Source organism: Pseudoalteromonas sp. SG41-1 (assembly GCF_014164575.1).
GTDB classification, from domain to species: domain Bacteria; phylum Pseudomonadota; class Gammaproteobacteria; order Enterobacterales; family Alteromonadaceae; genus Pseudoalteromonas; species Pseudoalteromonas rhizosphaerae.
In genome coordinates, this window is the sequence record NZ_JACJFL010000001.1 from 328,966 (window position 1) to 343,404 (window position 14,439).

At 39.4% G+C, this 14,439-nt stretch carries 14 protein-coding genes and 2 tRNA genes; 9 read left to right on the forward strand and 7 right to left on the reverse strand.

The window, feature by feature from the left end:
• Window positions 1-42: 42 nt before the first annotated feature.
• From H5203_RS01410 to H5203_RS01420, 3 genes are all read right to left on the reverse strand, one after another.
• Complete coding sequence (locus tag H5203_RS01410; RefSeq protein ID WP_145233072.1) at window positions 43-1,284, reverse strand: amidohydrolase family protein; 1,242 nt, start codon at window positions 1,282-1,284, stop codon at window positions 43-45.
• A 12-nt stretch (window positions 1,285-1,296) separates the two neighbouring features.
• Window positions 1,297-2,679: an amidohydrolase gene (locus H5203_RS01415; RefSeq protein WP_149982434.1), complete on the reverse strand. Its 1,383-nt coding sequence runs from the start codon at window positions 2,677-2,679 to the stop codon at window positions 1,297-1,299.
• Window positions 2,680-2,775: 96 nt separating this feature from the next.
• Window positions 2,776-3,561, reverse strand: a complete 786-nt coding sequence (locus H5203_RS01420; RefSeq protein ID WP_145233071.1) for a hypothetical protein — start codon at window positions 3,559-3,561, stop codon at window positions 2,776-2,778.
• Window positions 3,562-3,913: 352 nt separating this feature from the next.
• On the opposite strand from H5203_RS01420, the gene H5203_RS01425 reads away from it, so the two are divergent.
• The gene (locus tag H5203_RS01425; RefSeq protein ID WP_145233070.1) at window positions 3,914-4,279 is read left to right on the forward strand and encodes a DUF3718 domain-containing protein; all 366 of its coding nucleotides are present in this window, start codon (window positions 3,914-3,916) and stop codon (window positions 4,277-4,279) included.
• Window positions 4,280-4,337: 58 nt separating this feature from the next.
• Here the strand turns inward: H5203_RS01425 and H5203_RS01430 are convergent, their stop codons facing one another.
• The gene (locus H5203_RS01430) at window positions 4,338-5,033 is read right to left on the reverse strand and encodes a DUF445 domain-containing protein (protein WP_145233069.1); all 696 of its coding nucleotides are present in this window, start codon (window positions 5,031-5,033) and stop codon (window positions 4,338-4,340) included.
• Between the two features lie 131 nt (window positions 5,034-5,164).
• On the opposite strand from H5203_RS01430, the gene H5203_RS01435 reads away from it, so the two are divergent.
• Window positions 5,165-6,025: a fructosamine kinase family protein gene (locus H5203_RS01435; RefSeq protein ID WP_182819241.1), complete on the forward strand. Its 861-nt coding sequence runs from the start codon at window positions 5,165-5,167 to the stop codon at window positions 6,023-6,025.
• 183 nt (window positions 6,026-6,208) lie between these two features.
• Window positions 6,209-6,412, forward strand: a complete 204-nt coding sequence (locus tag H5203_RS01440) for a CPXCG motif-containing cysteine-rich protein (RefSeq protein ID WP_182819242.1) — start codon at window positions 6,209-6,211, stop codon at window positions 6,410-6,412.
• An 18-nt stretch (window positions 6,413-6,430) separates the two neighbouring features.
• On the opposite strand, the gene H5203_RS01445 is transcribed toward H5203_RS01440, so the two are convergent.
• A complete protein-coding gene (locus tag H5203_RS01445) occupies window positions 6,431-7,060 on the reverse strand; it encodes a riboflavin synthase subunit alpha (protein ID WP_145233066.1) in 630 nt (209 codons plus the stop codon).
• Window positions 7,061-7,236: 176 nt separating this feature from the next.
• Between H5203_RS01445 and H5203_RS01450 the strand changes: the two genes are divergently transcribed.
• From H5203_RS01450 to H5203_RS01465, 4 genes are all read left to right on the forward strand, one after another.
• On the forward strand, window positions 7,237-8,592 hold the full coding sequence (locus H5203_RS01450; RefSeq protein WP_182731282.1) for an MATE family efflux transporter: 1,356 nt from the start codon (window positions 7,237-7,239) through the stop codon (window positions 8,590-8,592).
• Window positions 8,570-9,640: a DUF3080 family protein gene (locus tag H5203_RS01455; protein ID WP_182734306.1), complete on the forward strand. Its 1,071-nt coding sequence runs from the start codon at window positions 8,570-8,572 to the stop codon at window positions 9,638-9,640. The genes H5203_RS01450 and H5203_RS01455 overlap by 23 nt, the downstream gene beginning before the upstream one ends.
• A gap of 111 nt (window positions 9,641-9,751) precedes the next feature.
• Window positions 9,752-9,828, forward strand: a tRNA-Val gene (locus H5203_RS01460).
• Between the two features lie 33 nt (window positions 9,829-9,861).
• Window positions 9,862-9,938 (forward strand) — tRNA-Val (locus H5203_RS01465).
• Window positions 9,939-10,143: 205 nt separating this feature from the next.
• On the opposite strand, the gene H5203_RS01470 is transcribed toward H5203_RS01465, so the two are convergent.
• Both H5203_RS01470 and H5203_RS01475 read right to left on the reverse strand, forming a co-directional pair.
• Complete coding sequence (locus H5203_RS01470) at window positions 10,144-10,959, reverse strand: class III extradiol ring-cleavage dioxygenase (protein ID WP_257326135.1); 816 nt, start codon at window positions 10,957-10,959, stop codon at window positions 10,144-10,146.
• Between the two features lie 110 nt (window positions 10,960-11,069).
• Window positions 11,070-11,537, reverse strand: coding sequence for a DoxX family protein (locus H5203_RS01475; protein WP_182819243.1), 468 nt, complete (start codon window positions 11,535-11,537; stop codon window positions 11,070-11,072).
• 155 nt (window positions 11,538-11,692) lie between these two features.
• Between H5203_RS01475 and H5203_RS01480 the strand changes: the two genes are divergently transcribed.
• Both H5203_RS01480 and H5203_RS01485 read left to right on the forward strand, forming a co-directional pair.
• Window positions 11,693-12,604 carry a LysR family transcriptional regulator gene (locus tag H5203_RS01480; protein ID WP_145233062.1) on the forward strand — a complete coding sequence of 304 codons (912 nt, stop codon included), beginning with the start codon at window positions 11,693-11,695 and terminating at the stop codon, window positions 12,602-12,604.
• A 744-nt stretch (window positions 12,605-13,348) separates the two neighbouring features.
• Window positions 13,349-14,398, forward strand: a complete 1,050-nt coding sequence (locus H5203_RS01485) for a GGDEF domain-containing protein (protein ID WP_182734307.1) — start codon at window positions 13,349-13,351, stop codon at window positions 14,396-14,398.
• Window positions 14,399-14,439: the final 41 nt, after the last annotated feature.

A 14,439-nucleotide genomic window follows, 5' to 3' on the forward strand; every position in this document is an offset into this window, starting at 1 on the left:
AATGCAGCCTTTAAATTGTTCAAGTTACTAAGCTGAACGTAGTTACTTAGTATATGCGCGAGGCATATCTGAGTCAGTAGTATAACGCTTACGGAGTTTATCTTGGCGTGCTTCAGTTGAAACTTCTTCGCCGTTAATAAACATTTTAGTTACGTGACTAGTAAAATCAAATGGGTCATCGTTCCACATCACTAAGTCAGCAGCTTTACCTACCGCCACACTACCGGCATTAATTCCAAATACATCAGCAACATTCGCTGTTATCGCTTTTAATGCACCCGCTTGTGTCATGCCATAAGAAACCGCATTACCCGCGTCAAAACGCAATTGATAAACATTGTGACTGGCATCGCCTGCGATCGACAACAACACCTTTACGCCTGCTTTTTCGAGTTTGCCTGCATTATCTAAACTCGCATGTAGCGAATCAAAACTGCCTGGCAAGCTCTCCATAGAACTTACAATGACTGGAACATTTGCTTGCGCTAATTGCTCTTTTACAACCACGGCATCTTGTGCGCCTGCAATCACTAAATTAAGTGAAAACTGTTGTTTTACTTTGATTAGCTCAATGATATCTGCGGCTCGAGAAGCCGTTACTAATAGTGGCATTTCACCCGCTAATACTTTATCGAGCACTTTATCTTCAGTGCTTGGTACAGCATCGTCTTTTTTATCTTTTTTGCTGGCTTTTTGTTGATGTGCTGCTAACTTATCAATCAAGTTTTTCAGCGACATTGCGCGCGAGCCTTTGCTTTTCTCACCTAAATTAACTACCAGCGCGACTTGCGTTTGCTTAACACTGTCAAACTCACCGCTTAAATCAACTACGCTGGCAAGGCCTGCAAAAATACTTTCTCCGCCATGAGGGGTGATCACATCACGGGTGATGCCACCTTTACGTGCATACGGGATCAAGCTTGAGTGAGCATTAAATGCTAGGCTTGGATCAAAATCGATCCCCGCTTTATCATCGCCAGCATCGCGAGAGCCAGCAACAGCGCCCACTTCAACTAGACCTAACTGATTCATGCTGCCAATAAAGCCAGCTGTAACAATTTGCCCTTTGGCATCAATAATCGTATCAGCTTCGACTGTTGCAGGATTAATAGCAATAATTTTGCCTTCATCCATGATGATGCTAGCGCCTTGTAAAATACCTTGCTCAGTTGAGGTATGAACAGTGGCGTTGATGATCGCGACTGATTGGGCGTTCACCGCAGTACTTGCTAACAAACCAGCAGCAACTAGCGAGAGTGAAAATGAATGTGTTAATTTTGTCATCCTAGTTACTCCTTATTTTTGACCTAACATAAAATCGCTTTGTGCTTGGAATGTATCATCGTAGCGATCATACACTTTCGCACCATCAACAAATACTTGCTCAGCTTTAGCATAAACACTAAACGGACTTTGATTCCAAATTACCACATCAGCCTGTTTGCCAGCTTCGAGTGAACCGGTTTTATCAGCTATACCTAGCGATTTTGCAGCATTCGAAGTGATCCATTTGATTGCGTGCTGTTCAGAGATATTAAAACCATTGTCGTTGGCGCGGTACATTACTTTACCGGCTTCTTGGTTTAAGCGCTGGATTGTGGTGTCAGAATCTGAATGAACAACAGCACAAGAATTTTTAACCGCATCAACAATCGCTACGTTCTCTTGTACCATGTCGTAAGCTTCCATTTTAAAGCCCCACCAATCAGGCCAAAGCGCAGCACAGGAGCCATTTTCAGCGAGTAAATCAGCAATTTTGTATGCTTCAATACCGTGATGGAAAGTACCCGCGTGATAACCAAACTCTTTTGAAAGGTCGATCATCATTGCCATTTCTTCTGCTTTGTAACAATGATTGTGGATCCTAACTTCGCCCTCTAATACACCACGCAATGTATCGTATTTAATATCACGATGCGGCACCTCTGGATTTTTACCTGCTGCATAATCAGCATCGTATTTATCCCACGCACGTTTATACTCAGCGGCGCCTATCCAAGCCTCACGATAACCGGCCATATTGCCCATTCGTGTTGATGGTAATACCCCTTTACGCCCGTAAACACGCTTAGGGTTTTCACCACAGGCCATTTTTAAACCATACGGTGCGTCAGGGAACTTCATACCCTGCATCGTGTGCGATGGAACATTTTTTAAAGTAACCCCACGACCACCAAATAAATTAGCTGAGCCGGGTAAAATTTGTAATGCGGTAATACCGCCTTCACGCGCGCGGTTAAAGCCAGGGTCTTGCGGCCAAATTGAATGCTCAACCCACACTTCGGCAGTATTTGGGCTGGTCATTTCATTGCCGTCCTGATGAGATTCAACAGAAGGGCTTGGGTATGCTCCTAAATGTGAATGTACATCAATAAGCCCAGGTGTAACCCATTTACCTTGTGCATCAATAGTCAAATCAGCTTGTGCAGTTAGATCTTTACCGACTTGTTGCACTTTTCCGTCAACAAGTAATACATCGGCTTCTTCTAAACGCTCACCTGTACCTGTTAGTACTGTTGCATTGGTGATAAGCGTCGTGGTTGATTTAAGTACCTTATAGGTACTTGGATATGGATTTTTATTGATTGTTACTTTGTCGTCTTGTGGGCCGTTGTCTTGGCAGCCGGCAATCGCCACACCAAGTGCAACAACCAACAATGAAGGAGCAAATTTTTGCATCATATTAGTCTCTGTTGTTGTTTTTTTGTTACTTTATATAAACACACAACATAAAGCTAAAAAATCAGCTAGAGCTGCATTTATATAAGATGAATGTTATTTCTTAATATAATTGTTATACAGTTGCTCAAGTGCAGCTTCTGTTGTCAAACTTGGATCTTTACTAATAAAGTGCTTAACAGTTCGAGTTACGAAGTCTGAATTTTGTTTATGCAATTTTGAAAAATCCTTAATTAGGCAATCGCCATCTTTAGCGGCAGTCACTTTATCGTGACGATGACGATACTGACTCAAGGCTTTATTAAAATCACCTTGGTAGTCTTCTACTAAAATTTTATAAAAATCACTTTTTTGTACTTTTAATTCGCTAATACAATAATTTAAAGCTTCTTTAAAATCAGTAAAAATGGCGCCTTCGACATCAAACTCAGCCGTTTTTTCTCGCACTGTGACCTTGGCTTCTTCGGTTGCATAACTAAAACCACTAAACGCCAAGCGCTCTGCGGCTTCTTTTCCTAACGCCATACCCGCTTTAATGCTATGTGCAAACTCATCACTCATATCGCTAAGTTCATTCTCATGCCACATATTATAAACCCGCAGTGGTTTAGCATATTTGGCACCGAGTTTGTTTTTTAACTTAGTAAAGCGTTCATCAATCGTCATTAAGCGCTCGTTATGCAATATTGCATAGCATTCATAGCACGCTGGAATACTAATAAACTCAGCTTCTTCACCTAAATCAATAATGCTTTGTAGCATATGCAATGGCGGGCAATGATCGCGCTCAGTCGCTTCACAGCCACAATAAAAGCAACGGTTAAAATTATGCTGTTCACAGGCGTATGCTTGCTGATAATAACTCGCCAATGTTTTACTCACAGAGTCTCCTAATAGACAGGTATTTGATAATCAAGACGATCATAACAGGGTTGAAAAATATGTCAGTAATGCTGCACAACAAAGTGCAATGACTCTAAAGTAAATAGCATGTAAAACCTATGAAAGCAGATTGAAAAACAACCAAAAGCAATAAAAAAAGTGAAAAATAATTTGTTTGAAATATGTCAAAATACATACATTAAATCATTTATTATCAGATGGTTAATTATTATAAAACACATCCACACACGGTGTTACATCTTGTCGATTTTCATTTACAGCTTTATTTAAAAATAAAGCTGATAATTAACTCATCAACAAGCAGACATACCCAAACCATTGGAGAATGATGATGAATACTTTATCAACAACGATTTGTACAACATTACTTTTAAGCTCTGCAGCACTTACTGCAACAAATACTGAGGCTGCACAATTTGTTGCAGCTGATAATAGTCCAAGTACCCAAATATGCATGGCGGTGAGCTCCAATAGGCCTTCGCAACTTTATGCAACGATGAGAGACTTACGTATTAGCAAAACAACCACAACCGATAAACTGCGTTGTAACGACATGAGTATCGCAAAATTTGCGGGAACTTACGGTTTTAATAAAACGGCAAAATATCTAAACCTTGAAACGACAACGGGTACCTCAATTCAAGATTTAGCAAAACTAGACCAACAAACAATTATGGTTGTTGCCGGTTCTAAGTAGTATGGCTAAGCAATATCAAATTTAAGCAGGCGAGTCGTTGGCCTGCTTAAAAACTAATTTATATGATTGCAGCAATCAGGCCAAACAAACCACCGAATACCCCGCCCCATACAACTAACCAGCCTAAATGCTCACGGATCATGGTTTGTATAATATCTTTGACCATTTTTGGTGTCAGCTCGTCTAAACGCTCATCAACTAAGCCAGAAACCGTGTTAAACAACGAATCACTTGCGAGTCCTGATTGCGTTAATTTTTCATTCACCAAGCTTTTAAACTCATCGGTTTCGCTCATATTAAGTAATGAACCACGCATTTTGTCAATAAATGCTTCGCGCATCGGCTCAACCGCGGTACTACCACCAAACATCGCTAACATGCTACCAAATTGGGAGTGCTCAATAACGTCAAGTAAGCTATCAAAAGCAGGATTTAAATCGACTTCATTGATCACTGGCTGTAGATCAACATTGATATTTTTGTTGCCTAACAATTGAGATATTTTTTGCTCTGAAAAGAACTCGGTTAAAATAAGATTTTTAATCGCCACTTTAAACCCTGCAAACTTCAGCTGGATCACGCCCGAACCATATAACAAAGGTACTTTTTCAAATAACATATGCACTGCGAGTAAATTAGTCACTGCGCCTGAGAGTGCAAATAAGCCGATTGACAGTACAATTGCTTGGTCAAATAGAAAACCCGCCACCACTAAAATCCCGGCAATTACATTGGTAATAAGGCTTTTATTCATCATTCTCTCCACTTGGTTGTTGCATAAAGCTAAGCGCGCGCTTATAAAACATTAATTTTACTCTCAAGAGTTTGTTTATTTAACTACTTTTTGCCATAGTTTAATTATCTGTACAAAAGGCGAACAATGCTATGTGGAATACGGTTAACGAACAGATCAGCCAAGCAATGCATTTTGACTTTAAACACACTATAAAACGCCAACTGCAAAGCCCTAATAGCGATAAATTATTTCAACTCAGTGATGGTATACACCAGTATTTTGTTAAAGTAGCCCATCGTAGTGACTTAGAGCGATTTGAAAACGAAGCCCACAATTTACAACTGCTCACTAAAGAGAGCTTATTTATGGTGCCAGATTGTATCACTACAGGTGCTAATATTGAGTTTTCATTTATCGTTTTAGAATGGCTTGAACTTGACCAACAACCTCATACCAACTGGCATATTATGGGTGGCCACCTTGCAAGCCTGCATCTGAAACATCGCCAAGCCATGTTTGGTTTTGATCAGGATAACTTTATTGGCCCAACAACTCAGCCCAATCGCTGGCATAAAAAATGGAATATATTTTTTGCCGAAGAGCGCATTGGCTGGCAGCTCCAATTACTGCATGAAAAAGGCATTGATCTCGTCGACAAAGATTACTTTGTCGCACTGATAAAAGACATGCTACATGGTCATACCGTAAAGCCATCATTGTTGCATGGCGATTTTTGGCGTGGCAACATGGGATTTATTCAATCAGTACCGAGTGTATTTGATCCGAGTTGCTATTATGGTGATCGGGAAGTTGATATTGCCATGAGCGAGCTGTTTGCTCCTTTACCTGACGCTTTTTACATCGCCTATAACAAGCATTACCCACTAACACAGGGCTATGAGCAACGTAAGTTAATTTACCAGCTTTACCCTATTTTAAATCATGCAAATATCTTTGCCGGCCACTATCTTACTGAAGCTAAACAACAAATAGAACTACTACTGAAATAAGGTCGTTTTTATTGTCAAATAGATGTCATAAATGAATAAAGCAGACTATATTTAGGTATCGCCTAATGTTGAACAACCCCAGCAATGACAGGCGCTAGCGTTCAATTATGGGGTGCATAACCATTTATCAGCAGCGATAAATAATTACCTTTTATTGCTCTGCTTTGTAAGGTTGAATCATTTATGAAAAACCAACTCTCACAACGGAACTGCTGCCCACATTGTGGCCATCATATTCATATTACCCTTGATGCTAGTGATGGCGATCAAGATTACTTCGAAGATTGCGCAGCGTGCTGTAACCCTATCCATTTTAATATGCATATTGACTATGCAAATAGTAAGGTAGAGTTACATATTGATAGCGATGACGAACAAATATTTTAGCCTAGCATTTATATTTGACTACGAAGCCTGCTGTCGTAAGTAATTTTCGACCGTATTGATGATGGTATAAGTTTGTTGATCAACCTCGATATTTAGCGCATCACCAATTGCAGCCTTACCAATATTGGTAATAGCTAACGTCTCTGGGATCAAATGCAGCCAAAAGCCCTGCTCATCGGTTTCACCTACCGTGAGACTAGCGCCATTGACTGATACAAAACCTTTATACATCACATACTTTTGCCATTGACTTGGTAAGCATAACTGTATTTTACAATTATCTTGTGTATGAATAATATTTTCAATCTGGGCGGTGCAGTGAATGTGACCAGATACAATATGCCCACCTAACTCAGTACCAAAAGTCATAGAGCGCTCATAGTTAACGGTACTGCCAGCAATAAGCTTTCCTAAATTAGTTAACTGTAATGTTTCGTCAATTACATCATAGTGAACCTGAGCAAGCGGTTGATCAGAGATATTATCTACTTTAACAACCGTTAAACAGCAACCATTAATGGCAACGCTGGCGCCTAACTCAAGTTTTGTAACATATTGCTTTGCTACAGCGAGCACTAAACGCATCACACCTTGCTGCTGGTTAGTTGAAATCACCGTCGCTTGTGTTTGCACAATTCCTGTAAACATAAATCAATTCACCTTTTATTACCTAAAGTAGATACCTTTCATATTATTTCACGCTTTAGTTTACCCGATCCACGTTATTATTACTGTAACCAATAACATTGACTCATCGCTATAATTTTTGATTCTGTGCTTTATCGATTACACTATCTGCCTCTTCAGTTTACGTAGTAAGTGATATGACTTTTTGTAGTTGGGAAGCCAAACGGTTAGTTTCTCTGGCAATCCCCGTTTTTTTAGCACAAGTAACCTTAGTTTTAATGTCAGTGGTCGACACCATCATGGCAGGACAAGTGAGTCCTACCGATTTAGCAGCATTGTCAATTGCAACCGGCGTATGGAACCCCGCCATGTTGGCTCTGCAAGGCATATTATTAGCCCTGACTGGCATAATTGCGCAATTTTCCGGCGCTAACGATAAAACCGGCATCAGCCATTACTTTCAACAAGGCTTGTACCTAGCTGGTGTATTGAGTGTTATCGGTTTATCTATTGCCTATTTTGCCGATATTATTATTCTCAAACTCGATACCAGCCCTGCTATCGCCAATATGGCCTATGACTATATTCATTTTGTAAAATGGGGCATTATTGGATTTTTAGTGTTCAGTGTTTATCGTAATATTACCGAAGGCATGGGGATGACAAAGCCGGCTTTTTATATCAGCTTAATTGGTTTAGCCATCAATATCCCAGCCAACTATGTGTTTATTCACGGTATGTTTGGTATGCCCGCACTCGGTGGTGCAGGCTGTGGGATTGCCACAGCATTAGTATTTACTGCTATGGCCATCGCACAAGTTATTTATTGCCAATTAAGTAAAAAAGTAGATGCCAAAACATTATTAGCAAACTTTCAAGCACCGCAATTACCAACCATGTGGGCAATTACTAAGGTGGGCATACCAATCTCACTTGCTACATTTTTTGAAGTCACTTTATTTGCCTGTATTCCTTTATTTATTGCGCACTTAGGTGCGGTTGCGGTAGCCGGCCATCAGATTGCTGCAAGTGTCACAACCTTGCTGTTTATGATGCCACTGAGTTTATCTATTGCGATCAGTATTCGGATTGGCAATTTATACGGCCAACATCATTTTGAGCAGCTTAAAAAAGCTATTTCAACAAGCTATATTCTAGCCATGATCATTGCCATTCTACTTGCTGCCATCACCTTCTTTGGCCGAAACGTGATCAGTCAACTTTATACAGATGATGCACGTGTTATTGCCTTAGCAACGTCAATCATGATTCTAGCGTGTATTTATCAGCTACCTGATTCCTTACAAGTAGCTGCCAACGGTATATTAAGGGGTTTAAAACACACAGCACCGATTTCGTATATAACCTTTATATCTTACTGGTTGATTGGTTTTTCACTGGGTTTTGTTTTAGCACGCACCGATTTAATAGTGCCAGCAATGGGCCCGCATGGTTTTTGGGTAGGTATCATCGTCGGCTTAAGTGTAGCCGCAGTGTTATTAATGCTCACTGTCGCGAATAGATTCAAACATGAACCACTTAAAAGCGCTTAAAAAATCGCACCAACAAGGTAACCAAACGTCACGGTTTGGTTACCTTTGTAGTTTACTGTGCTGTTTACTGCTACTTTGTGCATGCACAGATAAACCCGCTGATGTGTATTTAGAATATCAGCAGCGGCTCGCGAATGCGTTAGATAAGCCAACTCCTGATACAGCAAAACTTACCAATGTTGCGCTATCAGTTGTTAGCAACAATAAACCAAAAAATGCACAACAGTTGAGCATATTGCAACTGGCACAACTTTCACACTGTAAACTCAATACCCTTATTGCTGAACATAATAGTCAACTAGGAAAACTCGCCTCTCCTGCTAGCCAGTTAATATACCAGATTCAATTTATTCAATTTGCACCACAGTGCTTAGATAGTCTAGAACCTGATTCAAAAAGTTATCAAGCCATAAGTAACGAATTACATAATAAAAAACAACAGTTATTAGAGCAGTTCAAGCAGCTACTTTATAAAGACCCAGAACTAAAACGCACATGGCAGCTAACCGGCTATACACTTGATACAAACTTAGCCGGCCTTGTAGAAACCGAACTTGCGCTGCAAAGCCTAGTGAATTTAAAACAGCAAATAATACAGCAGCAATATGCACAAATAGACTCTCAAGCGCTCTATCCGCTACTGGCACAATTGCGCCAGTTTAACTTCAATCAAGCTTTAATAAGCGCAGTACGCCAACAAACACAGCTAAATAATAGTACTAGTAACTTTTTAGCGAATATTGAGCTAAGCACACTATGCAACCCGCTAAAAAATAAACGCAAAGCACAGATCCTCAGCAACGTATTCAAGAAATATTACTTGCAGCAGTTACAACCCTATCAGGCTCAACTATCAGGTGCTTTAGAGCGCCTAATGCCGTTGTATCGAGCATTATGGCAAGACTCCAGCCCAACACAACCGCAACTAACGGCATTACTAAGCCCAGCGCAGCCAAGTAATATACTCACAGCATTTAAAGACTCCACCAAAACACACGTTATTTGGTGGCAAAAATTTTATAAAACGTGTGAAATCAGCCCAATATGAATAAAAAAACGGCAAACGAACTAAAAAAAGCGTTTCTCGCTTGATTCACTTCAGCGCACGCTATATATTAGCGACCGTTGTTAAGCAATTAGCACAACTTAAATTTATGATACGACCGTAGCTCAGTTGGTTAGAGCACTACCTTGACATGGTAGGGGTCGGTGGTTCGAATCCACTCGGTCGTACCAAATTTAAGGAAAAGTCCTATTAAAATATATTGTACGACTGTAGCTCAGTTGGTTAGAGCACTACCTTGACATGGTAGGGGTCGGTGGTTCGAATCCACTCAGTCGTACCAATTCAAGTAAAAACAAAAATCAGCCTAACCTACTTTATAAATCTTAAGTAAACTACAACTCAGCTGGTTAGAGCACTACCTACTCTTGATCACCCGGTCCAAAGGTCAGTGGTTCGGGTCCACTCAGTCGTATCAATTCTGAATAAATAAATTAAAAAATGCCCGCCACGATTTGACTCTACACAGAAGATCAATGATTCAAATATTAAATACCCAGCTCTTTCCTTCGCCATACAAATGCGCTTGATTGCTTATTGAAAATAGTAACATTTTCATATTCATCACTTGCTCTGCCAGCTAAGCCATAGCATACATGCAGTGGTAATAGATGCTCTTCTCGCGGATGACAATAACGTGCATGAGGCGCTTTATGCCAGTTTTGCATCATTAAATTACGCTTTGGTTCAGGCACGGTGTTATCACTTAAGGTCGATCGTAGCCACTGTTCAAATTCGTGGTTATTGATTTGGCTCTGCTGATTATCCTGCGCGAAAAATGCCTGCATGTTATGAAACGAAAAACCAGAGCCAATAACTAATAAGTTTTCATAATCCAAAGATTGCAACGCTTTACCGATTGCTAAGTGCTGTGCAGCATCTAAGTTATTCACTAGTGATAGTTGAATCGCGGGTATATCGGCTGCTGGGTACATTAATGTTAAAGGCACATACAAACCATGATCGTAACCGCGATGATGATCTAACTTCGCTTCAATACCAGCATGTTGTAACACTTGTTGTACTTTTTCAGCTAACTTGGGCTCTCCCTGACTTGAGTATTGCACTTGATAGGCAGCTGGCGGAAAACCATAATAATCGTAAATCATTCCCGGTGCAGCATTGGCAGTAATAGTAGCTACTGACTCCTCCCAATGAGCGCTAATCAATAAAATGGCACTTGGTTTTTTTAGCGTGCTTGCAAGTGATTTTAAATAAGCAACCAATTGTGTATGGTTTGGTTCATTTAACAGTGGCATTGGGCCGCCACCATGAGAGATAAATGCAATGTCTACATTATTCATAGTTACTCCAAACAAGCTCACTTAACATGAGCAAGTAAACCTTGATAGTTAAACTAACGCAAAGCTAAGACGCGGATTTATCCGTAATCCACGTCATTTCATAATAGTGATTAAACATGCTTGGACTGTAACTGCCTAGACGTTAATTTATTCGCTATAAAGTTATCAATACTAAAACGACCACCACCTTGTAATGTTAGCGCAATCAGTACTACAAACAGTGTCAGTCCATATTCGTAGCCGTTATTTGCCATAAACAAGCCATTGTCTATATGTACTGAAAAAATAGCCACTAGCATGGTAAATGCTGAAATAAGTGCAGCAGGACGAGTCAATAACCCAAGTAATAATGCTAAACCGCCAAAAAATTCAGCACTGCCTGCGAGTAATGCCATTAAATAACCTGGAGTAATACCGATACTCGCCATCCATTGACCTGTTCCTTCCAGACCATAACCACCAAACCAAGCAAACAATTTTTGTGATCCATGTGCAGTTAAAATCAAACCAATTGGCGCGCGAAGTATTAAAGCGGCAAGTCCTGCATCTGATTTTAGTATCGTGTTTATTAGTTTCATTATTTGTTCCTCTTTAGCAAAGTATTTATTTACGTTTTAATTAGACCCTGTTGGGATAAGTACACTTTACTATCAATGTCATGGCGGAGTAAGATGACAAATAAAGAATGATTAACAACAAAATGTTGTTAATCAATTTAAATATGAGAAAAATTATGGATAGAATTGATGCAATGCGAGCCTTTGTATCTGTGGTGATCGAAGGTAGTTTTAGCAATGCGGCAACAACCTTACAACTTTCACCACAATTGGTTAGTAAGTACGTTTCTAAACTAGAAGAACGCCTTGCTGTACGGTTACTAAATCGCACTACCCGTAAAGTAAGCCTCACTGAAGCTGGCACACATTATTTTCAGCATGCGCAACAGATATTGTTAAGTATTGATGAAATGGATTCACAATTAGGGGGCTTACAGCAGCACCCAACCGGAACTCTGAGAATAAGTGCTCCAGTGTCATTCGCGTTAAAACACATGGGTAAATTAGTGACTGAGTTCCAATCACATTACCCTTTTGTTAATGTTGATTTGCAACTGAACGACCGCAAAGTTGACATTGTTGATGAAGGTTATGATGTAGCACTGCGTATTGGTCGACTCAAAAGTTCGTCTTTGATTGCCAAGCAGGTTGCGCCCATTAGATTAATTTTATGTGCCTCACCTGACTACCTTGAAAAACATGGTACTCCTGAAAAACCTGAAGATCTAAAAAACCACCGATACTTGCATTATAGCTACACAGAAATGGATACTAAAGACGAAATATATCAGTGGTTACGGGTAAAAAACACGCAACGTAGTAGCGAGTTTCAAAGTAATAATGGGGATGTATTAGTTGATTGTGCTATCGCCGGTGCAGGGATCGCATTACAGCCTACATTTATCGCCAGTGAAGCCATTAATAGTGGCAAGTTGATCGAAGTTTTACCTCAATTTGCAACGGGATCTGTTGGTTTATATGTTGTTTATGCCCACCGAAAATTACTACCACATAAAATCAGGTGTTTTATTGATTTTATAAACGGATACTATGGTACGCCACCATATTGGGACAAAGTAGTAACCTAATAATTAATGAGTAATGTCGATTGAATTATATAAGTTTAGCCATGTGGATAAAACTACGGTAGTGCTACCGTTTAACAATTATTACACGTCATAACTCTTATACAATTTTAGCGGGTACTTTACTTACTGTAAAAAGCTTACCTGAACAACTAAGCCAATGATCACTCCTTATCCTGCTGTGCTCTAACGCCTTTTATACCTGTGACGAGTTTGGAACAGGCGCTTAACAATATAGCGCGATTAATTTGATCTTACTGAACAAAATTAGAGCTCTATCATTATTAACTTAGCAACGTAATAACCTCGTTTACTATATGCTAGTACCAATTTTAAAAACGGCGATCTTAATGAGCAGTAATTTAATTGTGTTGCAATTTTACGATAACAACACCTCGCGTAAATAATTCCAATCTGATATCTTTACTGCTAGCTCATTGGATTATAACTGATGGTAATATACTTATTAGTTTAGCCACTTTCGAACCTAACAAGTTTAGCTTTGATGGCCTATCACCCGTTAATCATAAATTGCGCACTAATTATGTTTATTCGTGAATACCAATATATAATAACTATACCAATAGTTGCTGAAGCAGCACGATTAAACAAGGCAGATTCATAATGCTACATTTACCCACTGTGATTAGCATCTCGTTACTTTTGAATGTCCTGATCGGCGGCTTTTTTTTTACCGTTTATAAGTATAAAAAACAACCCTGCTATTTATACTTAGGCGGGTCGTGTATGATATTTGTGGTCTCGCAAATCTTAGCATGTCTACGGATAGTACTTGATAGCCCTTTTATTACGCACTATCTGGCAGATATGTGCATCATAATCAGTCCTATACTCGCTCTTATTGGTTTGCAGAAAGTAACTAATCTAACTAGAAATACTAATCGGCACTTTTTAACCTTAGTGATTGCCAGTGCAATTGTGTTACTACCAATCTATGCGATTACAGCAGGCCAATTGGTGACAAGTCTCGTTATTGCAACACTCTTTATTTACGGTGCATACTTAGTCTATAAGATGAAATGCGTAGCACCAATGCAACAAAAAATCTTGTCCGGCTGTTTTATTAGCCACTCTCTCATCATGTATATACAAGTATTTATGTTAGCAGCTCCTTTGGTTAGTAATTCTGCAACTGATTATAGTCTTTGGCTACAAGCAATTTTAGTAAGCCATATAATACTAGCCACTGCTACAGCATTGGTATTGCCGTTTTTATTATTTGTAAATATTGAAGAAAACCTTCAGCGTCTAGTTAATCACGATGTATTAACAGGTCTGTTAAATCGACGTGGTTTTTTTATGCAAGGTGAAAAACTTCTCAAACAAGGTGTTGCATATCAGCAATCATTTTCGGTAGTTATGATCGATATTGATTACTTCAAAAGTGTTAATGATAAATATGGTCACAGCACAGGTGATACCGCTATAAAATGGATAGCGCAACATATCATGGCACAATTAAATGATAACGATATTGCTGCGCGAATTGGTGGTGAAGAGTTTGCTTTATTACTTCCAGATCAATCACTTAATCAAGCTCAGGTAACTGCTCAAAAACTCTGTGATGCAATTAGAGGGCATAGCTTACGTTTTAAAGGTAACACTATAAATTTATCAGTAAGTGTGGGAATTAGCAGTAGTTATGATGCCAATGCTTCAATTAAAACACTGTTAGACCAAGCCGATAAACGCTTATATATTGCTAAAGCAAAAGGCCGGGATCAAGTGGTTATTAGTGATCAACAAACCGACCATGTTGCCAACGGTGTTATGTAACCGAACTGAATTGTAATTTTTTAAACACTGAATCCACTGAG